The sequence below is a fragment of the Vibrio sp. LaRot3 genome (genome assembly GCF_027587025.1).
Classification (GTDB): domain Bacteria; phylum Pseudomonadota; class Gammaproteobacteria; order Enterobacterales; family Vibrionaceae; genus Vibrio.
Genome location: NZ_JAPPTI010000003.1, coordinates 75,300 through 100,142 on the forward strand (window position 1 = coordinate 75,300; position 24,843 = coordinate 100,142).

25 protein-coding genes are annotated in these 24,843 nt (G+C 44.7%); 12 read left to right on the plus strand and 13 right to left on the minus strand.

What is annotated here, in order from left to right; all coding sequences use genetic code 11:
* Together OH461_RS09305 and tldD are read left to right on the plus strand one after the other, a co-directional pair.
* Entirely contained in the window at positions 1-819 is an 819-nt protein-coding gene (locus tag OH461_RS09305) for a carbon-nitrogen hydrolase family protein (protein ID WP_270020360.1), read from the plus strand.
* Between the two features lie 9 nt (positions 820-828).
* A complete protein-coding gene (gene tldD, locus OH461_RS09310) occupies positions 829-2,274 on the plus strand; it encodes a metalloprotease TldD (RefSeq protein WP_270020361.1) in 1,446 nt (481 codons plus the stop codon).
* Between the two features lie 88 nt (positions 2,275-2,362).
* Here the strand turns inward: tldD and arcA are convergent, their stop codons facing one another.
* Entirely contained in the window at positions 2,363-3,583 is a 1,221-nt protein-coding gene (gene arcA / locus OH461_RS09315) for an arginine deiminase (protein WP_270020362.1), read from the minus strand.
* A 584-nt stretch (positions 3,584-4,167) separates the two neighbouring features.
* Between arcA and rraB the strand changes: the two genes are divergently transcribed.
* Positions 4,168-4,581, plus strand: a complete 414-nt coding sequence (rraB, locus tag OH461_RS09320; RefSeq protein ID WP_260261503.1) for a ribonuclease E inhibitor RraB — start codon at positions 4,168-4,170, stop codon at positions 4,579-4,581.
* 117 nt (positions 4,582-4,698) lie between these two features.
* A complete protein-coding gene (locus tag OH461_RS09325; protein WP_270020363.1) occupies positions 4,699-5,502 on the plus strand; it encodes a glycosyl hydrolase 2 galactose-binding domain-containing protein in 804 nt (267 codons plus the stop codon).
* A 6-nt stretch (positions 5,503-5,508) separates the two neighbouring features.
* On the opposite strand, the gene OH461_RS09330 is transcribed toward OH461_RS09325, so the two are convergent.
* From OH461_RS09330 to argR, 5 genes are all read right to left on the minus strand, one after another.
* Positions 5,509-5,895 (minus strand): DUF2061 domain-containing protein, encoded by a 387-nt coding sequence (locus tag OH461_RS09330; protein WP_270020364.1) that lies wholly within the window; start codon positions 5,893-5,895, stop codon positions 5,509-5,511.
* 130 nt (positions 5,896-6,025) lie between these two features.
* Entirely contained in the window at positions 6,026-6,463 is a 438-nt protein-coding gene (locus OH461_RS09335) for a universal stress protein (protein ID WP_270020365.1), read from the minus strand.
* A 45-nt stretch (positions 6,464-6,508) separates the two neighbouring features.
* Positions 6,509-9,088: a TRAP transporter permease gene (locus OH461_RS09340; protein WP_270020366.1), complete on the minus strand. Its 2,580-nt coding sequence runs from the start codon at positions 9,086-9,088 to the stop codon at positions 6,509-6,511.
* Positions 9,089-9,305: 217 nt separating this feature from the next.
* Entirely contained in the window at positions 9,306-10,274 is a 969-nt protein-coding gene (locus OH461_RS09345) for a TAXI family TRAP transporter solute-binding subunit (protein WP_270020367.1), read from the minus strand.
* 333 nt (positions 10,275-10,607) lie between these two features.
* On the minus strand, positions 10,608-11,078 hold the full coding sequence (argR, locus tag OH461_RS09350) for a transcriptional regulator ArgR (protein ID WP_260261497.1): 471 nt from the start codon (positions 11,076-11,078) through the stop codon (positions 10,608-10,610).
* 362 nt (positions 11,079-11,440) lie between these two features.
* On the opposite strand from argR, the gene mdh reads away from it, so the two are divergent.
* Both mdh and OH461_RS09360 read left to right on the plus strand, forming a co-directional pair.
* The gene (mdh, locus tag OH461_RS09355) at positions 11,441-12,373 is read left to right on the plus strand and encodes a malate dehydrogenase (RefSeq protein WP_270020368.1); all 933 of its coding nucleotides are present in this window, start codon (positions 11,441-11,443) and stop codon (positions 12,371-12,373) included.
* A gap of 110 nt (positions 12,374-12,483) precedes the next feature.
* The gene (locus OH461_RS09360; RefSeq protein ID WP_270020369.1) at positions 12,484-12,675 is read left to right on the plus strand and encodes a hypothetical protein; all 192 of its coding nucleotides are present in this window, start codon (positions 12,484-12,486) and stop codon (positions 12,673-12,675) included.
* A gap of 75 nt (positions 12,676-12,750) precedes the next feature.
* Here OH461_RS09360 and ispB read toward each other — a convergent pair whose 3' ends face one another.
* Positions 12,751-13,722: an octaprenyl diphosphate synthase gene (gene ispB / locus OH461_RS09365; protein WP_270020370.1), complete on the minus strand. Its 972-nt coding sequence runs from the start codon at positions 13,720-13,722 to the stop codon at positions 12,751-12,753.
* A 270-nt stretch (positions 13,723-13,992) separates the two neighbouring features.
* On the opposite strand from ispB, the gene rplU reads away from it, so the two are divergent.
* The 6 genes from rplU to folA all read left to right on the plus strand — a co-directional run bounded on the left by rplU (position 13,993) and on the right by folA (position 17,907).
* Positions 13,993-14,304, plus strand: a complete 312-nt coding sequence (gene rplU / locus OH461_RS09370; protein WP_000271393.1) for a 50S ribosomal protein L21 — start codon at positions 13,993-13,995, stop codon at positions 14,302-14,304.
* A 20-nt stretch (positions 14,305-14,324) separates the two neighbouring features.
* A complete protein-coding gene (gene rpmA / locus OH461_RS09375) occupies positions 14,325-14,585 on the plus strand; it encodes a 50S ribosomal protein L27 (RefSeq protein WP_027251812.1) in 261 nt (86 codons plus the stop codon).
* A gap of 252 nt (positions 14,586-14,837) precedes the next feature.
* A complete protein-coding gene (gene cgtA / locus OH461_RS09380) occupies positions 14,838-16,010 on the plus strand; it encodes an Obg family GTPase CgtA (RefSeq protein WP_270020371.1) in 1,173 nt (390 codons plus the stop codon).
* A gap of 171 nt (positions 16,011-16,181) precedes the next feature.
* Positions 16,182-16,946: a threonine/serine exporter family protein gene (locus OH461_RS09385; protein ID WP_270020372.1), complete on the plus strand. Its 765-nt coding sequence runs from the start codon at positions 16,182-16,184 to the stop codon at positions 16,944-16,946.
* Positions 16,931-17,416: a threonine/serine exporter family protein gene (locus tag OH461_RS09390; protein WP_270020373.1), complete on the plus strand. Its 486-nt coding sequence runs from the start codon at positions 16,931-16,933 to the stop codon at positions 17,414-17,416. The genes OH461_RS09385 and OH461_RS09390 overlap by 16 nt, the downstream gene beginning before the upstream one ends.
* Positions 17,417-17,427: 11 nt before the next feature.
* Positions 17,428-17,907, plus strand: a complete 480-nt coding sequence (gene folA, locus OH461_RS09395) for a type 3 dihydrofolate reductase (protein ID WP_270020374.1) — start codon at positions 17,428-17,430, stop codon at positions 17,905-17,907.
* Between the two features lie 73 nt (positions 17,908-17,980).
* Here folA and apaH read toward each other — a convergent pair whose 3' ends face one another.
* The 6 genes from apaH to lptD are packed head-to-tail and all read right to left on the minus strand — an operon-like array spanning position 17,981 to position 24,739.
* Positions 17,981-18,784: a bis(5'-nucleosyl)-tetraphosphatase (symmetrical) ApaH gene (apaH, locus tag OH461_RS09400; RefSeq protein ID WP_270020375.1), complete on the minus strand. Its 804-nt coding sequence runs from the start codon at positions 18,782-18,784 to the stop codon at positions 17,981-17,983.
* Between the two features lie 23 nt (positions 18,785-18,807).
* Positions 18,808-19,188, minus strand: coding sequence for a Co2+/Mg2+ efflux protein ApaG (gene apaG / locus OH461_RS09405; protein ID WP_260261487.1), 381 nt, complete (start codon positions 19,186-19,188; stop codon positions 18,808-18,810).
* Between the two features lie 58 nt (positions 19,189-19,246).
* Entirely contained in the window at positions 19,247-20,062 is an 816-nt protein-coding gene (gene rsmA, locus OH461_RS09410) for a 16S rRNA (adenine(1518)-N(6)/adenine(1519)-N(6))-dimethyltransferase RsmA (RefSeq protein WP_260261486.1), read from the minus strand.
* The gene (pdxA, locus tag OH461_RS09415; RefSeq protein ID WP_270020376.1) at positions 20,059-21,048 is read right to left on the minus strand and encodes a 4-hydroxythreonine-4-phosphate dehydrogenase PdxA; all 990 of its coding nucleotides are present in this window, start codon (positions 21,046-21,048) and stop codon (positions 20,059-20,061) included. Before pdxA ends, rsmA begins: the two co-directional genes overlap by 4 nt.
* Entirely contained in the window at positions 21,038-22,333 is a 1,296-nt protein-coding gene (surA, locus tag OH461_RS09420) for a peptidylprolyl isomerase SurA (RefSeq protein ID WP_270020377.1), read from the minus strand. Before surA ends, pdxA begins: the two co-directional genes overlap by 11 nt.
* Before the next feature lie 51 nt (positions 22,334-22,384).
* The gene (gene lptD, locus OH461_RS09425) at positions 22,385-24,739 is read right to left on the minus strand and encodes an LPS assembly protein LptD (protein ID WP_270020378.1); all 2,355 of its coding nucleotides are present in this window, start codon (positions 24,737-24,739) and stop codon (positions 22,385-22,387) included.
* Positions 24,740-24,843: the final 104 nt, after the last annotated feature.

The following is a 24,843-nucleotide window of genomic DNA, read 5'->3' on the forward strand; positions in this document are numbered from 1 at the left end:
ATGGATAGAGTTGGTCTGATTCAAATGACATCCGGTAGAGACCCGTATGACAACCTAGCCTACATTGCCGAGCAGGTAAGATTGCTTGCCCAGCAAGGAGCAACTTGGGTCATGACGCCTGAAAACGCGATTGTCTTTGGCTCTCGCAGTGATTATCACGCGGCAGCTGAGTTACTCGACCACGGCCCAATACAATCCGCTTTGAAAGAGATTGCTGCGAGGCATAAAGTGTGGCTAGTGCTTGGTAGTATGCCTATTAAAAGGGTGAACGGTGTTACCACTACCACCCTTGTATTTGATGACAAGGGGAGTTTAGTCAGCCATTACGATAAGCTACACATGTTTGATGTGGATGTCGCCGATAGTCATCATCGTTATCGAGAGTCGAAAACGTTTCAGGCAGGGGATAAAATCGTAACCCTTGAAACGCCTTTTGCTCATTTGGGCTTAAGTATTTGCTATGATGTGCGCTTCCCACAACTCTACAGTGAACTTGCGCAGCGTGGCGCAAATGTACTGTTGGTTCCGGCCGCGTTCACCGCAGTGACCGGAAAAGCCCACTGGCAGCCCTTATTGATGGCCCGTGCGATTGAGACACAATCTTGGATTGTGGCTGTGAATCAGGTGGGGACGCACGATGGTGGGCGGCAAACGTGGGGACATTCAATGGTGATTTCTCCATGGGGAGAAGTTATCGCAAGTTTAGCTGACCAACCTGTAAATTTGTTGGTAGAAATAGATTTATCCGCAGTGGATGAGATAAGAACGGCAATGCCCACAATGGCTCATTGCCGATTCAGCAATCAGATAAAGAATTAAGAGCAAACTATGACAATTAATCATGTAGAAGAAGCACTATTGCATACTGCTGGCCTTACAGAGCAAGATCTTGCTGACACTTTAGGCAGTATTGCAACGCGTCAAATTGACTATGCCGATATCTACTTTCAATCCAGTTGGCATGAATCTTTGGTGCTAGAAGACAGCATCATCAAAGATGGCTCATTCAATATTGATTGCGGGCTAGGGGTTAGAGCGGTAAGCGGTGAAAAAACCGGTTTTGCCTATTCCGATCAGATTCAACTTGATGGTTTAAAACAGAGTGCAATTGCGGCGCGTGGTATTGCTCAGCAAGGTCAAAATGCTCAAGTTCAAGTGTTTAAGCGCTCAGATAACCAAGCTTATTACGGTGCGGTAAACCCGCTAGAAAGTTGGCAGAAAGAACAGAAAACCGCATTGCTCAAAGAGCTTGATGCGTATATCCGTACCAAAGAACCTCTGGTGCAAGAAGTTTCCATTAGCTTAAGTGGTGTGCATGAGCAAATGCTCGTGGCTGCAACTGATGGCACTTACGCCGGTGATGTGCGTCCATTGGTGCGTTTGTCGATTACGGTACTTGCTCAAAAGGGCGATCGTCGTGAGCGTGGCAGTGCTGGTGGCGGTGGCCGCTTTACTTACGATCATTTCCTAACCGACAGCGAAGGGATGCAGGTAGCGTATCAGTTCGCTGATGAAGCGATTCGTATGGCATTGGTTAACCTTGAAGCTGATGCAGCACCAGCAGGTGCAATGCCGGTTGTCTTAGGTTCAGGTTGGCCCGGTGTTCTGTTACATGAAGCGGTAGGACATGGCCTAGAAGGTGACTTTAACCGTAAAGAGTCTTCAGTCTTTAGTGGCAGAATTGGTGAGCAAGTGACCTCTAAGCATTGTACGATCGTTGATGATGGCACACTGAAAGATCTCCGCGGTTCGCTGAACGTCGATGATGAAGGTGTGGCAGGTCAATACAATACCTTGATTGAAAATGGTGTATTGAAAGGCTACATGCAAGATAAGCTAAATGCGCGTTTAATGGGCGTTGCTCCAACGGGTAATGGCCGCCGTGAATCTTATGCGCATTTACCAATGCCACGTATGACGAATACATACATGCTGCCGGGTGAGCATAGCCCTGAAGAGATCATTTCAACGGTTAAGAAAGGCCTTTACGCACCTAACTTTGGTGGTGGTCAGGTTGATATCACATCAGGCAAGTTTGTTTTCTCGACGTCAGAAGCCTATTTAATTGAAGACGGTAAGATCACTCGTCCAGTAAAAGGGGCAACCTTGATAGGCTCGGGTATTGAAGCGATGCAGCAAGTCTCTATGGTCGGTAATGATCTAAGTATTGATCGCGGTGTTGGCGTGTGTGGCAAAGCAGGGCAAAGTGTGCCTGTTGGTGTCGGTCAACCAACCTTGAAGCTAGATTCAATCACTGTCGGTGGTACTGAGTAATCAAATACGTTTGTAGCGTTACCAACGATTAGAAAATCAAAAGCCGCGTGATAACGCGGCTTTTTTCGTTTTAAAACATGACAGGGAATTAGATATCATCACGCTCAATTGGGCAGCTCATACAGCGAGCCCCGCCGCGACCACGACCTAATTCATTGCCCGGAATGGTCAGTACCTCAATTCCGGCTTTGTCATACTTCTCGTTGGTATAAACGTTGCGTTCATAGCCAATGACTACCCCCGGTTTTACGGTGAGGACGTTGTTGGCGTCGTTCCACTGCTCACGTTCTGCTTCATAACTGTCACCACCCGTGGTGATGATCTTTAGGGCATCAAGGTTTAATGCATTTTCAATCGCAGAGATGTAGCTTTGAGCCTGTTCCACATGGATATCGCCATTTGATTCAGGCGTTAAACACCAAGTATCGAGATCTTTACGCATGGTCTCTGGGTAGACAGAGAAGGTGTCGACATCCATATGAGTCATGACCGTATCCAAGTGCATACATGAACGGTGCTTAGGAAGATCTATCGCGATCACTTGTTTCGCTTGGCCGTGTTTAAACAGTTGCGCAGCGAGATTTTCAACCCCTTGAACCGTTGTTCGTTCCGACATGCCGACTAATACTGCGCCTTTACCGATAACTAATACGTCACCGCCTTCAATATTGGCATTGTCGTAATGCAGATCTTCATCGCCAAAGTACTTGATGAAGTCTTGTCCTGCGAAGGTTGGATGCCAACGATAAATGGCGCGTAAATGGTTGGTTTCTCGCTGACGAGCGGGTTTCATCATTGGGTTAAGTGATACTCCGCCATAAACCCAACAAGAGGTGTCTCGTGTAAATAGGTGGTTGGGTAGTGGTTCAATCGCAAAATCTAATGGTCGATGCATCTTAGGCAAAATCGACGCCGATTTGATGGGTAATTCTGAGTAGGCTAAGCCGCCAAGTAAGATTGTAGCGAGATGTTCGTTATCCATCTCAGCCAAGTAATGGCGGAAATCATGAGCGAACATCGGCCCATAACGAAAATCCGAGATTTGGGTTTCTAATAACCATTGCTTTGCTTCAGGAACCGCTAGCGTCTCCACCAGTAAGTCATGAAGAAGTAATACTTCGACGTCTTGATTACGCAGTGTATTAGCGAACACGTCGTGCTCTTTTCCCGCTGCTTCTACTGCTAGAACATCATCGAACAGCAGCTCGTGGCAGTTAGAGGGGGTGAGGTGGGTTAAGGCTCTTTCTGGTCTATTTAACAGTACTCTTCTTAGTTGGCCTACTTCCGATCCGACATACAACTTACTCATTTTGCATCCTTACAAATAATCTTAGGCTATTTATGACAACCTTAAACGCAAGTTGCAAATGAGGTAGTTGGGGCTTTATGTCGTTTAATTGGTGATGTTGTTTGCTATTTAGTTGCTATTCGGCTTTTTTGTGGGGGTAAATTCTATTTAAGGATAATTAGCTAGAGGGTTGTGATAATGAGTGACAATGCAAATTGTTTATCGTTAAGGGCTCACTAACTAAGCATGGTCACCTAACTAACTATGCAGTTAATACCGTCTTATGCGTGCATAAATTCATGCTTATGCAGTTTGATTGACCTTGAGTAGATGCAAACGAAGATAATAAATACGCATATGTACGCCTAAAATAAGAGATCATTTAGCCGAACAATCTTCCAAATTGCTTGTGAGGTTAAAACTTGACCTAAGATCACGCTTTGCGATCTTGTTTGAATGCTCAGGATCTTTGCCATGGATTAAGTCGCTTAGATAACGTAAAAATCGCCGTTAAAGCTCAACATCCCCTAGTAATTTGTCGAGATCCATGCGATATTTCGTCGCGTTGAAAACCAATCTATTTGATCACTATCTGGAGCACAAATATGTCTCATGAAGATGAATATCTATCTGTAGAAGAATTAATTGAAATTCAAAAGGAAGATACTCGCGATATTATCCAAGCCTTGCTTGAAGATGGCAGTGATCCAGATTCTCTGTATGAGATCGAACACCACTTGTTCGCAGAAGATTTCGATACGCTTGAAAAAGCAGTAGTTGAAGCATTCAAAATGGGTTTCGAAGTTCTAGAAGCAGAAGAAACTGAAGACGAAGATGGCAATAAACTGCTTTGTTGCGATGCAACTATGCAATCAGCGCTAAACGCAGAAGCGATCGACGAGCAGGTTGAGAAGCTAGTTAACCTAGCAGAAAAATACGACATTATTTACGATGGTTGGGGCACTTACTACGAAGGTGAAGATGCGATCTACCCAGATGATGAGGACGATGAAGAGTAATTTTTCATCTCATCCAACCATTACAAATACCAGCGACCAAGCTGGTATTTTTGTATCTATACTCACATAGATTCATTATAATCTTGGCTAATATTGATCTAGCGCAAGTTTGTAGCCATGCAATTTTCCCTTTCTGGTTTATGGCAGTTGTCTCCGCTGACCGACCTTTCAATCCCTCAAGATGATGTGAGTTTTCCTGCTCCTTTAAGCCAAGTTCTGCCTGATGAACTGACGGAACAAGCTATTGCTGAGCAAGAATGGCACTTGATGCATGATATTGAAGTGGATGACGCTATGCTTTCGTTCTCCGCCGTCGATTTAGTGATTGGTGGCATTGATTACCATGCAGAGGTTCGAGTAAATGGTGTGGCAGTGTTTGATTGTGATGGCAGTCAGGCTCAATACAAAAAAGATATTCGTCCATATTTACAGCTAGGCCGTAATCGCTTTGAGATTCTATTTCTGCATGATGACGACGAGTGGTTACTGGATGATGAAGATAATGAACAGGTATGTCCGTTGGGCGCGGATACAGTTCATAAAAACGATTCGAGAATAGGTATCTGGCAAGCGCCTTATTTGCAGTTCATTCGTAACGTGCGCCTAGAGCACATCACCACAGAACAAATATGGCATCATGGTGGTGGTTGTGAGTTTATGGTCGACCTACATTATAAAACCTACCGCCCCGGGCTGGTTTCAGCATCGGTAAGCTTTAATGGTATGACTTATCATTTGCCCATTGATGTTCGTAGCGATCATACTTCGGCATTATTTCAGGTTGAAGCCCCTATCTATGCAGATTTAAGTCAGCCTAACCCTAACGATCTTTATCAACTTGAAGTTGAGCTAGATGGCCAGCTGCAACGTTTTAATATTGGGCTGAGTGAAGACCTCTGTGTGACCCACTTCCCAGTATAATTGAGTTTAGTGGGCGCAAGCCCACTCAGTTGGTTGCTGTTTACGTAGCCAAATTTTCTCATGGAAGTAATAGACACAAGTATTAATGCTTGGCTCGATGGCGGCCATTACCCCGCCAACAAATGCATCTCCCGTCATTAAGTAAACGACACCGAAGGCAACACTAAAGTGGACAATGGCAAAGCTGGTGGTTTTCACTTTTGCGGATTGAGCGAGCTGTCTTAACGCTGTTGATTTTTGCCACACCATCTCATGAAAATAGAAAGCGACGGTATTTACTGCCGGTTCAAGCATCGCAATCATGCTACCGATGATGATGTCACCCGTAAGCAAGTACGCAACGGTAAAAGCGACGGTAAAATGTAGGCTGGCGAAGGTGAGTGTCTTTTTCATAATGATGGTCTTAACTAAGGAGTTAACATCATTATCGGCGAGTCTTTTAAATAAATAAAATTGGAAAATTTGATAAAATTGATAGGTAAATACTATCAAGGCACCCTATGGGCGCCTTGCTTAATTGAGATTAACCTTGCGGTTTCACCACTAAAACATTAATTGGTGAGCTTTGTACAACTTTACTCGCAACCGAACCGAGTACTGCCTTGTCAATTTTAGAGCGTTTGTGACTAGGCATGATAATTAAATCAATGCCAAGCTTGTCGGCATAACGCAAGATGGTTTTATATGGCTTGCCTTCAGCTATGTGTACTTTATGGATAACATCGTCAGGAATATGTTGCTTAGCAAAGGTCTTGAGTTGGTTCTCAACATCCTTTTTCATTTTTTGCGCAGCATCTTTTGGAAAGTAGCTGGCAACCATAGACATGTGAATACCGGGTAATACGTTAAGTAACTGGATCTCTGCATTGGATGTTTTGGCATGCCACACTGCAAGTTCCACCGCACGATCAGAAAAACCTTTGTCGTTTAAATCCACTGGTACAAGAATTTGTTTATACATTTATTTATTTCTCGATTTGGCCCCGAGTTTACGGGGCCATATTCATTAGGCGGTGAGCTGCTCTCTACGTACACGACGTTTTTGGTTGGCGGCCATCGCTAACAATATAAGTAGACAAGGTAAGAATACCCACTCTTTCATTGGACGATCCGCATCTTGAACCACCCAATTAATCTGCCAGTCGAAATCAACGCCTGAAGCCTCCGCAGGGCTGTCAAACTCGACCATATCAACAATCATTCTGCCTTCATTTTCCGTTAGCATGAGACCCATTGAGCTGATTCGATCTTCCGCACTGATGGCATCGTCATCAAATGGTAGGCGAACAGTTTTCTCAATATAGTCACCTTCAAGGTTCTCACCGGAAACGCGTAACTCAATGGATTGACCTACATCGAGAGATTCGGTGATTTGAGCAATGTCGGTTCCCGGAGAAAGCACTTTGGCTGGGTAAACCATATCCCACCAGAAGCCTGGGCGGAAGAATGAGAAAGTCAGAACAAGAAGCAGCACGGTTTCCCACCACTTATTCTTCGTGAACCACCAACCTTGGGTGGCCGCCGAGAATATCAACATGGCTATGACCGAAGATATGATGGTGAGCATCAAGTGCCACCAACTGTCTATTCCCATCAATAACAGTTGGGTATTAAAGATGAACATGAACGGCAGGATCGCGGTACGAATATCGTAGGTAAAGCCTTGGATACCGGTTCGAATTGGATCGGATTTCGCGATTGCTGCGGCGGCAAATGCGGCTAAACCAACTGGTGGCGTATCATCGGCTAAGATACCGAAATAGAACACAAATAAGTGAACGGCAATCAGCGGGATGATAAGGCCATGCTGTGCACCTAAGGTGACAATAACAGGAGCCATTAGGGTTGAAACCACAATATAGTTTGCAGTCGTGGGTAGACCCATGCCCAAAATCAAACTGATCACAGCGGTGAATAGCAGCATCAAGACAACGTTACCGCCTGAGATAAACTCGACGAACTCAGTCATTACAAGGCCGATACCCGTTAGGGTAACCACACCTACAACCGTACCAGCTGCTGCTGTAGCAACACCGATACCAATCATATTACGCGCACCTGAAACCAAGCTTTCTGCCAAATCGACAAAACCCGCTTTCGTTTGTTCCATGATGTCATTTTGCTTAGAAAGCAGTGCGATCAAAGGGCGTTGAGTGATCAAGATAAAGATCATGAATACTGTTGCCCAGAAAGCAGAGAGACCTGGCGAGAATCGTTCAACGGTCAAACACCAAACCAATACAACGATTGGCAATAGGAAATGCAGACCAGATTTCACAGTAGGGCCAGGATCTGGCACTTCTGTTAGTTCAGCATCAATTTCAATTGCGCCTTCTTTTGCGTATTTCGCAGAAACGTTGAGTAGACCAATGTATGAGATCAATAGAGCGACAGCGACAATTGGCGTAGCAGCTTCACCGAACACATCTTTTGTCCAACCCACACCGTAATAAACCGCAGCGCTGATCACACATAGACCTAAGATAGTGCCTGTGAACGAGAGCAAGCTTTGAATTACGGTTGGAGTGTGGCGACGAGGAAGACCTGTCATACCAGCTTTACACGCTTCTAAGTGCACGATGTAGATAAGAGCGATGTATGAAATTAGTGCAGGAAGTAGCGCAGCTTTAATTACTTCTACATAAGAAATACCAACGTATTCCACCATCAAAAAGGCTGCTGCACCCATGATTGGTGGAGTCAGCTGACCATTAGTAGAAGCTGCAACTTCTACCGCGCCTGCTTTAGTGCCCGGGAAGCCAACTCGCTTCATTAATGGGATGGTAAAGGTACCAGTGGTCACTACGTTCGCAATCGAAGAACCGGAAACAAGTCCGGAAAGACCAGATGCCACAACGGCTGCTTTTGCAGGACCACCTTTCATGTGACCAAGTAGCGAGAAGGCTACTTTAATAAAGTAAGCACCAGCGCCAGCGCGCTCAAGCATTGCTCCAAACAGCACGAATAGGAAAACAAATGAGGTGGAAACACCCAAAGCCACACCAAATACACCTTCGGTTGTTAGCCATAGGTGGGACATCGCTTTGTTTAAGCTTGCCCCTTTATGGGCAATTACGTCTGGCATGTGGGGGCCAGCAAAGGTGTACAGGAGGAATACTGCTGCAACCACCATTAGCGGTGGGCCTAACGCGCGGCGAGTCGCCTCTAAAAGCAGTAGCATACCCGTTACCGCAACCACGATATCCATGGTGGTTGGTGCACCTGAGCGATCGGCTAGTTGAGTATAGAAAATATAGATATAGGCAGCAGAAAAACTGCCGGCTAAAGCCAAAATCCAATCCAATGCGGGAATGCGATCACGAGGTGAATCCTTTAACGCCGGATAAGCAGTGAAGGCAAGAAAAACCGCGAAGGTTAGGTGTATTGAACGGGCTTCAGTGTCATTGAGTACGCCAAAATCAAAAATAAAAGGTAATGGAGAGGCATACCAAAGTTGGAAGAGAGACCAACATAATGGCACAAACCAGAGGATACGACCGGGAATCCCTGACGGCGATCGGGCTCCGGTATCTGATTGTGCTACCATTTCTTGCACATCTTGCGACGGTGAACTTGTCTGCGTCATGTACTTTGTCCTTATTATAAATGGTCCGTATTGTTGTTGTGTTTGAACCAGTGTTTTGCATCTTTCAGTTTAGTGAATAGCTGAGAAAATGCTTATTAGTTTGATGTAATAGGTATATAAGAGAGTCGATTTCAAGGAGTGAAATCTAAAAGATATTCAGCTGCGATTGAGCTGAATTAAACAAGGAGGCGCTTGGCCTCCTTGCTAGAGCGAAAGACTACTTAAGAAGACCAACTTCTTTGTAGTACTTCTCGGCACCTGGGTGTAGAGGGATTGAAAGACCTGCTTTCACCATGTCCTCTTTCTTCAGGTTTGCAAACGCTGGGTGTAGACGCTTGAACGTATCGAAGTTTTCGAATACTGCTTTTGCTACGTTGTAAGCAACTTCGTCTGAAACGTTTGTGGTTGTCACCATTGTTGCAGCAACACCGAAGCTGTTTACGTCTTTTTCAGTACCACGGTACATGCCAGCAGGTACTGTGCTGAATGCGTAGTATGGGTTGTCAGATACGATTTGATCGATCTTCTCGCCAGTCGCAGAGACTAGCTTAGCGTCACATGATGTAGTCGCTTCTTTGATTGAACCGTTTGGATGACCAACAACGTACACGAATGCATCAATTTTGTTATCACAAAGTGCTTGTGAACGCTCAGAGCCTTTTAGCTCAGAAGCCAGTTTGAAGCTGTCGTTAGTCCAGCCCATTGCATCCATCACAACGCTCATAGTTGCGCGATCACCAGAGCCTGGGTTACCGATGTTTACGCGCTTACCAGCTAAGTCAGCAACGTTTTCGATACCAGCGTCTGTACGAGCAATGATGTTGAAAGGTTCTGTGTGTAGAGAGAACATTGCACGTAGCTCTTTATACGGGCCTTGTTCAGCAAACTTACTTGTACCGTTGTAACCGTGGTATTGCCAGTCAGACTGCACGATACCAAAATCCAGTTCGTTAGCACGGATAGTGTTCACGTTGTAAATCGAACCACCTGTCGATTCAACTGAACAACGAATGTTATGGTCTTTTCGGCCTTTGTTCACTAGCTTACAAATCGCACCACCTGTTGGGTAGTAAACACCTGTAACTGAACCAGTACCAATAGTGATGAACTCTTGTGCGTTCGCTGCACCAGCGCCCATAACGGCAGCAGCAATTGCGCCGACCTTAATAAGTTTGTTAAATGCCATGAATTTCCCTTCCTTTATTCATTATTAACCCCTCTGCAAGTGTAGTTGCTTTGGGAGTTTCCTATATTGGAAACGGCATCTTTTTCAATCCATTTGATGAAAAAGTGGCTGAATAATACCAAAAAAACCACACATAATTACATGAATGTTAAACATTTTAGCAATATTAGCTATTTTGTTACCTAGAATTTTCTTCTGTACAACAAGATAAAATGCTGTTCTATCAATGATTTATGCAGAAAGTATGAGGCGGGTTGAGTTTTGGTTAAGATGTGACATAAATCACACCATTAAAATGATGTGATTTATGGAAATTGATGTGCAAGCAATGACTTAGCCAGCGTACTCGAATAGGTCACAAACCGAATTGAACAACTGTTCAGTTGTGATGTTAAGAGTTGGAGTGATGAAGATGGTATCGTCGCCTGCGACCACTCCAAGGATGCCCTCAGATTTACCGAGAGAGTCAAGCAATCGTGCAATCAGCTGTGCCGCACCCGGGCCGGTGTGGATAACAACCAACGCATTGTTGTGGTCAATATCAAGTACCAACTCACGCAGGGAGCTCGATACAGTAGGGACGCCCAGTTCAGCTGGTAGACAGTAAACCATCTCCATTTTTGCATTACGTGTTCTCACTGCACCAAATTTGGTCAGCATGCGAGAGACTTTGGACTGATTAATGTTTTCAAAGCCTTCGTTTTTTAGCGCTTCAACAATATCGCCTTGAGAGCCAAATCGCTCTTCTTTGAGTAGGGACTTAAACGCGCGTACGAGGTTATCTTGTTTTTCTGAATGACGCATGGTTCTCTATTTTTCTCGTAGTCAAATCAAGTGAATAGTCTCGCATAGCTATGCACTTTCTGCCAGCCGTAGGGGCAAAATATGTCTAGAGCGTCACTGTAAATTTGGCATTAAATTTTGACAGTTTGGGGGGTTACCATTTTGACAGAATTCTTATTTAAACCCTTGTCAAAAAAGGGGAATAACGTGCTAATATCATTTGATTTTGTAGCACGTAAAACTCGAATTGCGCAACCTCGCAAAGCTGACGTTAAATAATTGTAATCATGGATGGGTTATTATAGCTTGAACTCGTAACGTGATTAAAATTTACCCTACTAAAAACATTATATAAGTGAGATAAAATCTCAAGGAGAACTACGATGAAAGTAGCTGTTATTGGTGCCGCTGGCGGCATCGGCCAAGCCCTAGCCCTACTACTTAAGAATCGCCTTCCTGCAGGCTCTGATCTAGCACTTTATGATATTGCGCCTGTGACTCCTGGCGTTGCCGCGGATCTTAGTCATATCCCAACGCCTGTCGCGATTAAAGGTTATGCTGGTGAAGACCCAACCCCTGCTCTAGAAGGTGCAGATGTGGTTTTGATTTCAGCAGGTGTTGCTCGTAAGCCTGGTATGGATCGCGCCGATCTGTTCAATGTGAATGCCGGTATCGTGAAATCTTTAGCAGAGAAAATCGCCGTAGTTTGTCCGAAAGCGTGTGTTGGTATCATTACCAACCCAGTGAATACCACAGTGCCTATCGCGGCAGAAGTTCTAAAAAAAGCAGGCGTTTATGACAAGCGTAAGCTTTTCGGTGTCACAACTCTAGATGTTATCCGTTCAGAAACATTTGTTGCTGAGCTTAAAGATAAAGATCCAGGTGATATTCGCGTACCAGTGATCGGTGGTCACTCTGGTGTGACAATTCTCCCTCTTCTTTCTCAAGTTGAAGGTGTTGAGTTCACTGATGAAGAAGTTGCTGCACTAACTAAGCGTATCCAAAATGCAGGTACTGAAGTTGTGGAAGCAAAAGCGGGTGGTGGTTCTGCAACGCTATCAATGGGTCAGGCGGCTTGTCGCTTCGGTTTGGCTCTAGTTAAAGCGCTTCAGGGTGAAGAAGGTGTTGTTGAGTGTGCTTACGTAGAAGGTGCCGGTGAGCATACTGAGTTCTTCGCACAACCAGTGAAACTCGGTAAAGAAGGTGTTGAAGAAGTACTTAGCTACGGTGCATTGAGTGATTTCGAGAAAGCAGCACTTGATGGCATGCTAGAGACTCTCAATGGCGATATCAAAACAGGTGTAGAGTTCGTGTAATCGAATCACATCGTTATGATTGCAAAGCCGGCTGATGAAGTCGGCTTTTTTGATCCTTTCAATACTGTAAGCGTAATTAATCACAAGACCATCGTATGTGGAAAGTGATTATGGATATTGAAAATGTTCAAAAAGGAATGCTGATTGAAACCAAGTTTGGGGTAGGGAAAGTGCTCGTTATTGATCCTCAAACTGACTCATTGCTGATAGAGCAATTGGAGTCTCATCATCAGTTAGCGGTTGATATGGATGACGTAATCAATCAAGAACAGTTACATTTTGGTTGTGATAAGTATTACTGAGTATAGATAGAGACAAAAAAGGCAAGCGTCATGCTTGCCTTTCTCTTTATATATAGACGTAACTATATATCAGGGCTATTTGCTGCGATTGACAGCAAGGTGCGCAATTGTCACAAGCGCTTGCTTATATTCTGACTCAGGTAGAATAGCCAGCTCTGCAATCGCCTTGTCCGCTTCTTCATCCGCTTTCTTACGGGTGTATTCTAAAGATCCTGTTTGATCCATTGCCGCGAGAATATCATCCAAACGATCCATGCCGTTGGCTTTTTCGATCGCTTCGCGGATCATTGCGGTTTGTTCTGCATTGCCATGCTGCATTGCGTAAAGCAGAGGTAGAGTAGGTTTGCCCTCTGCAAGGTCGTCACCCACGTTTTTGCCCATCTCTTTACCATCAGCAGTGTAGTCCATTACATCGTCGATAAGTTGGAAAGCAGTACCAAGGTACTTACCGTAGTTCTGCAATGCGGTTTCTACTTCTTCTGGGGCATCATTCAAGATGGCACCAATTTGCGCAGCTGCCTCAAACAAACGCGCGGTTTTTGAGTAGATAACCTGCATGTAGCTTTCTTCGGTAGTATCTGGATCGTTACAGTTCATTAACTGCTGAACTTCACCTTCGGCAATCACGTTCACCGCATCGCTCATCAGTTTAAGTACTTTCATTGAGCCAAGTTCAGTCATCATTTGAAATGAACGGGTGTAGATGAAGTCGCCGACTAATACGCTCGCAGCATTACCAAACGCTGCGTTAGCGGTCGCTTTACCGCGGCGCATGTCTGACTCATCGACGACATCGTCGTGCAACAGAGTTGCTGTGTGAATGAACTCAATAAATGCCGCAGCAGTCGTATGAGCCTCTCCTTTATATCCAAGAGCACGAGCAGACAAGACTGCAAGTAGTGGGCGTAGGCGCTTGCCACCACCACTGACAATATAGAAGCCTAATTGATTAATTAGTGATACGTCAGAGTTGAGCTGGGCTTGAATTGTTTCGTTCACTTTTGCCATGTCAGTGGCAGTAAGCGTTTGGATAGCTTTAAAATCCATTGTAATTCCGGCTGAGGTTAGAACCTGTCTGGTCTTTCGATCTACTTTTAAAGATGAATAATACACTAAAAAACGTTGCTAAATACATGCTTTAAGGGCATGATCTCGGCACTTTTAATTGGCGATTACCTTTTCGCCATTTTTTTCAAAATATGGCTTGTCATAGGGACATCTCTTCTGTAGAATCTGCGCCCTATTGATGATTAGTTTAGCGCACACCCAAGATGCAATACATACGCATATGGCTGTGCGGAAAAAGCGGAGTAAGATATGTACGCTGTTTTCCAATCTGGTGGTAAACAACACCGTGTAAGCGAAGGTCAAACCCTTCGTTTAGAGAAATTAGACGTTGAAACGGGCGCAACTGTAGAATTTGATAAAGTTCTTCTTGTTGCAAACGGCGAAGACATTAAAGTTGGCGCTCCTCTAGTAGAGGGCGGCAAGGTAGTTGCTGAAGTAGTACAACACGGTCGTGGCGATAAAGTTAAAATCGTTAAGTTCCGTCGTCGTAAGCACTCACGTAAGCAACAAGGTCACCGTCAGTGGTTCACAGAAGTGAAAATCACTGGTATCAACGCTTAATTGATTAGGAGAGTTTAACAATGGCACACAAAAAAGCTGGTGGTTCTACTCGTAACGGCCGCGATTCAGAAAGCAAACGCCTAGGTGTTAAGCGTTTCGGTGGTGAATCTGTTCTTGCAGGTAACATCATCGTTCGTCAACGTGGTACTAAGTTCCACGCTGGTAACAACGTTGGCCTAGGTAAAGACCACACTCTATTCGCTCTAACTGACGGTAAAGTTAAGTTTGAAGTGAAAGGTCCTAAGAACCGTAAATTTGTAAGCATCGAATCTGCTGAATAATTTCGTTTCTACCTGAATATCAAAGCCCTGCCGTTTCGGCGGGGTTTTTTATTTATAGCAACCTAGCTTTTGGTTAGGAGTTGATATAAAGACACTTTGGATAGAGTCTCCTTATATACATTCCTTAGTGGCAGAGATCGAAGATCAAGGTGATCGATCTGGATGTGGAATCTGCTAGAATTTATATCATTGTCAATTGAGTCTATATGACTTTGTACGTGGTATTACAACGCACAAAATGCGGAGTGACAGATGAAATTCGTTGATGAAGCGGTAGTTAAAGTTCAAGCCGGTGATGGCGGTAGTGGTGTAGTGAGTTTCTGGCGTGAGAAATTCGTTACTAAAGGCGGCCCTGACGGTGGTGATGGTGGTGATGGCGGCGATATCTACATCGTTGCTGACGAAAACCTCAATACTCTAATCGATTACCGTTTTCAGCGCTTCTATGAAGCGGAACGTGGCGAGAATGGCCGCGGTGGTAACTGTACTGGTAAACGTGGTAAAGACAAGATCTTACGCGTACCAGTAGGTACACGAGCTGTTGATATTCATACTAATGAAGTCGTGGCTGAAGTTGCCGATCATGGTAAAAAAATGATGGTCGCGAAAGGCGGCTGGCACGGTTTAGGTAACACGCGATTCAAATCGTCAGTGAACCGAGCTCCGCGTCAAAAGACACTGGGTACGAAAGGTGAAGTTCGTGAACTTCGCTTAGAGCTATTGCTTCTGGCTGATGTAGGTATGCTTGGTTTACCAAATGCAGGTAAATCAACCTTTATCCGCGCTGTATCAGCGGCTAAGCCGAAAGTGGCTGATTACCCGTTTACAACGCTAATCCCAAGCTTGGGTGTAGTCAGTGTTGTTCCAGAGAAGAGCTTTGTTGTTGCTGATATTCCGGGCCTAATTGAAGGCGCGGCAGACGGTGCAGGCTTAGGTATTCGCTTCTTAAAACACTTAGAGCGTTGTCGTGTGCTTCTGCACATGATTGATATCATGCCAATTGATCAATCTGATCCAGTGCAAAATGCGTTAACGATCATCGACGAACTAGAGCAGTACAGCGAGAAGCTTGCTGGTAAGCCACGTTGGTTAGTGTTCAACAAAGTTGATCTGATGCCTGAAGAAGAGGCGGATGAGATCATCCAAGGTATTCTTGAAGCACTCGGTTGGGAAGATCAATTCTTTAAGATCTCTGCTGTGAACAAGCAAGGTACTAAAGAGTTGTGTTACAAACTCGCTGACTTTATGGAAGCGTTGCCACGTGAAGAAGAAGAAGTTTCTGAAGAAGAAAAAGTAAACTTTATGTGGGACGATTACCACAAAGACGCAATGGCGGGTAACGACGTTGTGACTGAAGATGATGACGACTGGGATGATTGGGACGATGAAGAAGACGACGGTCACGTTGTTTACGTTCGCGATTAATCGAGTTTACTAATAAAAACCGCAATTTATTTGCGGTTTTTTTACGTTTAAATCAAAGTCGCTTGGTGAATTTTCCCGCACAATAGTGTGTTTGTTCTAATAAATGATGTCGTTATTATTGTTTCTCCCTAGTTTGGGAAGTTGTTGTATAAATGGAGTTAAGAGCCAATCATGGATTCTAAGCAGAGAGCGGTTTCTCGCTTAATCGCTCAGGCAGGGCAAATGTTGCTAGCTCACGGTGCAGAAAGCACCTTAGTGGGAAACATCATGCAGCGTATTGGCCTTGCATGTGGTATGGACGAAGTGGAAGTATCTTTGTCTGCCAGTTCTCTTGTTGTAACCACTGTTCATCATGGTCACTGTATTACTACCGCCCGACGATGTGCTGACCGTGGCATTAACATGCGGGTTATCACTCAGGTCCAACGTATTTGCATCATGCTAGAGCGTGGGATCATTGATGACTATCTTGCTCAGCATAAGCTTAATCAAATCAGTCCGAAGCGTTACAACCGATGGTTAGTAGTCGTGATGATTGGTTTGTCATGTGCGGCATTCAGCCGTCTCGCTGGCGGTGATTGGACGGTCTTTGCTATGACGTTTTTAGCGTCTTCTGTTGGGATGATTGTTCGTCAAGAAATCGGCCATCGACATTTCAATCCACTGGTCAACTTTGCCGTGACGGCTTTTGTTACTACCGCTATCTCGGTTCAAGCTGTGGTTTACGAGTTTGGTAACTTACCATCTGTGGTGATGGCATCGTCGGTATTGATGTTGGTACCGGGTGTGCCATTGATAAACTCCGTCGCAGATATGTTGAAAGGCTACATCAACATGGGGATTGCACGCTTTGTTATGGCAAGCTTGCTGACTTTGGCAACCTGTTTAGGCATTGTCGCAGCGATGACGGTATTAGGTACATGGGGGTGGGTATGATCACAATGGATCTTATGCTCGGTTTGCTAAACGATATGTTCTTCGCGGCGATCCCTGCGGTCGGTTTTGCATTGGTATTTAATGTGCCACAGAAAGCGTTAATGTATTGTGCGATAGGTGGAGCGATAGGCCATGGCTCTCGTTATCTAATGATGCATTTTGGTATCCCTATCGAGTGGGCAACCTTTTTCGCAGCGACACTCGTCGGTATGATAGGTGTTCATTGGTCACATAAGTTCTTTGCTCACCCAAAGGTGTTTACCGTGGCTTCATTGATCCCTATGGTACCTGGGGTATTCGCGTTCAAAGCTATGATTGCTTTAGTCGAACTAAATCATAAAGGCTTTAGCCCAGAGTTGTTTGCAATGCTCACCACTAATTTTCTAAAAGCGATGTTTATCATTGCGGGCTTAGCGGTTGGTCTTGCTATGCCGGGTCTGTTAATTTATCGTCGTCGACCTATTGTTTAAGAGGTTTTTGAATGATCATCAGTATGATTGCCGCGATGGCAAACGATCGAGTTATTGGCAAAGACAATCAAATGCCATGGCATCTACCAGCGGATTTTGCTTGGTTTAAACGTTGCACGATGGGCAAACCCGTTATTATGGGGCGCAAGACTTATGAGTCGATTGGCCGCCCACTGCCGGGACGAACCAACATTGTCATCAGTCGTGATAGTCAGCTTGAAATCGAAGGGGTAGTTACTGTGACCTCTATAGAGGAAGCATTACAAGCAGCCGGAGACGTTGAGGAAGCAATGATCATCGGTGGCGGTGCAATATATGCTGCCTGCTTGCCGCTTGCGAATAAGCTTTACGTTACCCACATTGATGCCAAGATCGAAGGTGACACTCAGTTCCCTGCATGGGGAGTAGAGTTTGTTGAAAGCTACTCAGAAGCGTTTATTGCTGATGAAAAGAACGCATACAACATGCGTTTTGTGGTGTTAGAGAAGTAAGCTGTTAAACGGTTAAAATTAAGAAAGGAGAGCGTCGCTCTCCTTTTTGTTATTTGTCGATACATTGTTAAGATTAAAGTGCAGGTTGAGTGAAGTATTGTTTATCTTCCCAACGCAGCATGGTAAGCGAACCACCCCACACACAGCCTGTATCTAAACCAATTTCTTTTTCTGTGAACAGACCTTCCAATGCTGCCCAATGGCCAAAGATAACGGGCTTTTCTATCGCCTTGCGTGAATCAAGTTTGAACCAAGGAATCAAAGAACCGTCGGTCACTTCTTGTGGTGGTAATTTACTGTCCATATCGAGACGAGCATCAGGGTAACAAAAACGCATACGGGTAAATGCATTGATGATATAGCGAAATCGATCAATGCCTTGCAGATTGTCGTTCCAAAGATCCGGCAGGTTGCAGTACATGTTTTCTATCAGCCATGTCCATTGGTCACTTTGTAATACCAGTTCAACTTCACGAGCGGCTGCTCGTGCTGTTGTTAAATCCCATTGCGGAGAGATGCCTGCATGGCACATAGCGAACTCAGGGTGTTCAAGCAATAATGGCTGTTTGCGTAGCCATTCCAATAATTCTAGCTTGTCGTCGGCTTCAAAAATCGGCGCGGTTTTGTCTTTCTCTTTTACTCGATGAATCCCAAGAGACACCGCCAGTAAATGAAGGTCATGATTGCCTAAAACGACTTTACCACTATCGCCCAATTCTTTCATAAAGCGCAAAGTTTCAAGCGATTTAGGGCCTCTCGCAACGAGATCTCCGGCAATCCAAAGTTGATCTTTGCTTGGGTTAAATTGGACTTGTTCGAGTAAGTGCTGCAATTCGTCGAAGCAGCCTTGAATATCTCCGACAATGTAGGTCGACACGTTATTTACCTTAAAAAATCGAATTAATTGAGTACGTTGGGTATGGCCAACCGGAATGGTTCAATTTCAGCTGCAAACTCTTTGCCTTTTTCATCGAGCATAATGTACTGACCTTGCATCACACCAACAGGCGTTTCAATCGCAGTGCCACTGGTATAGGTGTATTCATCCTTTGCTGCAATAAAGGGTTGCTGTCCCACGACACCTTCACCTTCCACACTCATCTGTTTACCGTTAGCATCAGTAATCAGCCATCGACGGCTGATAAGTTGAACCGTTTGAGTGCTTAAATTTTTGATGGTGATGATGTAGGCAAAGATATAGCGCTTGCTATCAGGCTCTGATTGCTCGGGAATGTATTTGGTATGGACTTGGACTTTAATACAAGGCTGAGAAACATCCATGCGGCCTCCTCGTACTTCATTTAGTCAAAAGGGCGCTGATGCGCCCTTAGAGTTAGCTTTATTGCTGCTGTGCGTGATTCGCATCTAGCCAGTTAGCCATTGCAACGAATTGCTCTAAGGTAAGGTTCTCAGGGCGCATCGATGGGTTAATGCCTAGCGCTTCTAACTGCTCCAAGCTCAAAAGTGACTTGTAACAGTTACGTACGGTTTTACGACGTTGGTTGAAACCCTCGCGACATACGCGGTCTAGCCATTTTAGGCTAGTTGCTGGGTGTGGTAGCACATCGTAAGGCACTAAACGTACCACTGCTGAATCGACCTTCGGTGGCGGAACGAATGCAGTTGGTGGTACTTCTAAAACAGGAACTACTTTACAGTAGTATTGCGCCATCACTGTTAGACGGCCATAAGCTTTACTGCCCGGGCCTGCTGCTAAACGGTTAACCACTTCTTTTTGTAGCATAAAGTGCATGTCTTGAATGTCTTTATGAAACTCAAAAAGATGGAACATCAATGGCGTAGAGATGTTGTATGGTAGGTTGCCGAAGATACGCAGCGGGTTGTTTTCTTTTACAAGCTGCGTGAAGTCGAAGCGCATCGCATCGCCTTCATGAATCGTCAATTTGTCAGCCAGTTCAGGGTGGTTACGTAGACGCTCTGCAAGATCTCGGTCAAGTTCAATAACAGTAAACTTATCGACTTCACGACCTACTGGCTCTGTAATTGCGCCAAGGCCAGGACCAATCTCAACCAGGTTTTGACCAGGCCTAGGGTTGATGGCAGATACGATACCATCAATGATATAAGGATCGTTTAGGAAGTTTTGACCAAAACGTTTACGCGCTTTGTGCCCTAAGTGGACATCATTTCTCATTGTTTTTTCTCTACTAAATCTATTGCATGCGTCAGCGCTGTTCGGAAGCTCCCTGTATCCGCTTGCCCCGTCCCTGCAAGTTCTAATGCTGTACCGTGATCGACTGATGTTCTAATAAAGGGTAGACCAAGAGTAATATTTACTGAACGTCCAAAGCCTTTATATTTCAGAACAGGCAGAACTTGATCGTGGTACATGCCTAAGACTGCATCGGCATCGTTTAAATACTTTTCATTAAAGATGGTATCTGCTGGAAGCGGACCAATAAGGTTGTAGCCTTTTTGATCTTTTATCTTGTTCAATGTCGGCGTGATAGTGTCAATTTCTTCTCGCCCTAAACAGCCATCTTCCCCTGCATGAGGATTAAGCCCGCAAACATAGATGTTTGGGCGACTAATAGCAAATTTTTCTACTAAGTCGGTATGCAGAATATCGATGATTTTTTCTAAACGTTCTTCCGTCACCGCTTTTGAAACGTAAGCAAGAGGAATATGAGTCGTCACTAAAGCAACACGAAGCCCTTCGGTAGCCAACATCATCACTACTAAAGGCGTATTGGATTTCTCGGCAAAAAACTCAGTATGTCCACTGAATGCCACTCCCGCTCGGTTGATTACCCCTTTGTGGACTGGGCCTGTCACGATGGCGTCAAACTCACCATTCATACAACCTTGGGCCGCACGTTCAAGAGTTTGCAATACATAATGGCCGTTGGCTTCATTGAGCTCACCGGCCACAGTTGGAGTATGTAAATCGACATGATCGACAATCAGAGAGCCTGCTTGCTGCGCAGCGGCTTTTGCCTCGGCTTGGTAATCATGAAGCTCAACATCAATGCCGAGCAGTTTTGCTCGCTCGGCTAGCATTGTTTTGTCTGCACACACCACAATTTGATGGTCCCAGCTTTGAGTGGATAAAGCTAAAACAAGATTTGGGCCTATGCCCGCAGGTTCCCCCGCGGTGACAACAATACGTTTAATTGACATTGCGCTCGTCTCCTACCATTTCAATAAAGGCACTCGCGCGGATTTCTTGTAGCCACGCATTGGCTTCTTCATTGAACTTACGGTTAAACAAAATACGGTATGCTTTGTTCTTTAATGCAGAGTCAGTACGGTCAACTTCACGACGGTCTAGCACTTCAACAATATGCCAACCATGAACGGTTTGGAATGGTGCACTGATTTGGCCTACAGGCAGAGTATCAACTTGATGTTTGAACTCAGGCACGTAGAGATCCGAGGTTTGGTAACCTAACTCACCATCTTTCGCAGCAGAGCCTGGGTCTTGGCTGTATTGTTGAGCCATATCACCAAAGGTAGCTTCGCCGGCATTGATTTGAGCAACAATGCTCTTAAGTTGCTTCTGAACGCCTTCATCGCTAAGGATAACGGTCGGTTTAATTAAGATGTGGCGCGCGTTGATTTCTGTTACAGCAACAGTTTCTAGGCCTTTAACATCTTCAATTTTTAGAATGTGGAAACCCACACCACTGCGGAATGGACCAATGATGCTGCCTTTGTTTTGCAGTTTGATTTGATCAGCGAAGATCGTTGGCATCTCTTCTTTACGCATCCATCCCCAATCACCACCTTCAAGTGCTTTAGGACCTTTTGAGTATGAGTAAGCCAAGGTGCTAAAGTCTGCCCCATCGTTTAGCTTTTCGACGAGATCGTTGGCAAGTGCTTCTGCTTCTGATTTGTCTTCACCATCGTTTACACGCAATTGAATGTGACCAATTTTGTATTGAACGGTAGCACTGGTTTCTTGGGCTAGCGCATCGGCGAGGTTTTCAACTTCAGCGGGTAGAATGTTGATACGGCGACGAACCAACGCGTTACGCGCTTCATTTGCTGCGATCTCTTTGCGAATTTGATTGCGGAATTCGCTGTAGCTGATGCCTTCTTCGCTAATTGACGCAATCATCTGATCTACAGTTTGGTTGTTGTTCTTGGCGATATCTTCGATAGCTGAATTGACTCGGCTGTCATCAACACGTACACCAATACGCTCGGCTTCTTGTTGCTGAATGGCTTCAACAATAAGTTTCTCGGTCACTTGTTCAAGTAGCACATCATCACTTGGTAGTGCTTGACCGCTTTTTTTCGCATTAGCACGAAGTGTTTTTAGTGCAGTATCGATGTCACTTTGTAGTACAACGCCTTCGTTAACGATGACGGCCACTTTATCCATTTCAATCACTTGAGCATTCGCAGCACCAAAGTGGCAAGCGGCTACTAGGGTCAGTAGCGCGTGTTTCCAAATTTTCATTTAAAACCCTATAGACGTTAATGCCAGCTCACGTTTGAGCCAGCGTAATAATTAGTTGTTTAAGAAGAATGGGCGGCCGTAGCCAAGCGAGTTGCCCGCTCCTGTAAGGCCAGCAACCGCTGAACTTGAACCGATAGCTGTGCCAAAACCGGTTACACCAAAGTTGACACTAAAGTTATTCTCGTAGACGGGCTCTGCAATTTCACTATTAATAAAGTCACCGTTCCAACGTCTTAGTTGGTTGCTGTAGGTAAAACCGATATACCAGCAATCATCGCGGTAATTCAGTTGAGCTAGCCACTCTAATGCTTCATCCGTTGTGAGATCGTAGAAGTATTGAGCACTTGCGTTCCACTTTGAAGATAACTGGTAAGCGCCTATTATACCAGCTTGCGATATACCATCACGGGTGATGGAGTCAATATCAAAATCAACAGTTTCTTCGATGTATTCTTTGGTTACGTAACGGTAGTTACCTTGAATGTAGCCATCTGCAAAACGGTACTCAAGCGTACTATTACCTAACTGCAGTTCACTTGAGTCAATGTCATATTGAAGACCGCCATGGTAGAACAGGTAATCGTTGTAGTTGAAATCCATCTCAACAGCCCAAGCTGAGTAGTTGGTTTTCTCTTGATCCGCATTGATCGAGGTATTGTTCTTGGTATCTTTATCTAAGTAGAAAATTTGACCGAACGAGATATTCAAGCGTTCTTTATATTGATCGTCAAAGAAGCGAGTTGAAGCGCCGTAGCTAAATTGATTCGCTGCGGCAATCCGATCAACCCCACTGAATTTACGGCTACGGAATAGCCCGTAGTAATCCGTTTGTAGTAGGGTGGTATCGTAGAGATAAATCTCACTTTGGTCTTCTTTTGGTACGTACAGGTATTGAACTTGTGGTTCAAGAGTCTGTGTATAGCCGCCAAATACATAAGCATCGCGCTCTAACACAATACCTGCGTGAGAGCGAAATTCTGGGATAATGCGAGAGGTGGTTTCTTTCAAGTTATAGCCATCATATTGGCTGTCACTCAAGTTGATACCATCAAGGTCTTGTTGGTAATAGGTCGCTAATAGACGAGCTTCGGTTGTCCAGCTCCCCCAAGTTGTACCAATTGGGATAGTGAGACCCGGTTCGATATGTGCTCGTGTTGCAGATGGCTTACTGCCATCATCAGTGTCAAAGCGCGAGACGTGGCTGATCACATCAAAATCTAAGAAGCGCATCAGCTCTGGAGCGTAAAAGTTAAACTTGAGCTGAGGTAAGATTCGATACGGTAAATTGCCGTTTTCCGTCAATACTTGGAAATCTCGCGTTAGAATGGAAGCATCCCACATAGCTGAACGATAGGTCACTTCAGCTTCTTGAATGAGCTGTCCATCTTCGCGGCTACCGATACTAGAGTCTACATCGGAGAAGTAGTTAATATCGCTAACTTTTGAGTAGTCAACGTTTAGTTTCCACGCTTGATTGAAAATGCCGCTATGGGTGTATTGGAAACCCCAGCGATCACCTTGTTCTGGGTACTTTTTATCTTCGTTTAAATACTCGGCTTCGATTTGTCCGCTACCAAAATCGGTTAAATAACGGAATTTATTATCGAGTTGAGTACCTCGCTGCTCCATGTATTTGACTGTGGTTAGCAAGTCATAGTTTGGTGCTATGTTCCAATACACAGGAACTTCGAATTCAAGACCATCACTAGAGCCGTAAGAAATCGTTGGGTAAAGAAAACCTGTCTTACGAGTGTCGCCAATTGGCACTTTTAGGAATGGCAGGTAGAACACTGGTACGCTTTGAATTTCGAAGCGAGGGTTATAGAAAGTCGCCTCTTCTTCATCTTGATCGATTTCGATGCTAGATGCTTTCATACGCCAAGAGTTATTTCCTTCTGGGCATGAAGTTAGCGAGCCGTCTTCTATCTCATAGATGGCTTTACCTGTTTTAGTCACGTAAACCGCGTCACCGCGACCAGGCTCACACAGGAACTGGTATTTTGTGTTCGTTAATTCCAGATGGTCAGTGTTGAGGTTATTCACTGCTTTATCAGAAATAGTTTTAACTTCGCCATCGCTGAAGGTTACATTACCTTCTGCGACCACAACATTATCCTGCTGGTGCATTGTAACATTGTCTGCAAGTATTCGTTTCTTACCTTGCACCACAACTACATTACCACTGTAAGTGGCTTTGTTACCGTTCACCGCTTGAAGGCTGTCGGCTTCAACATTGATGGGTTGCTGATTTGGGTTTTCTGCTTCAGGTTCGTCGATCAAACATTGATCTATAGCGGGCAGTTCCTGCACACTATCGTCTACTATGGCTTCATTAGCTTGAACCTGAGACGCAAATACAGCGGCACTGATTGAAGCGGCAAGTAACGTGCGGGGAAAACGTGACATCGAGTTTTACTATCCTGTTGAACTTGATAAATCCGGTAAATGGACGACCGAATAAAAATAAAACGGTCTTTATCATAAAGGAAATTCATTCATCCGGCACTATA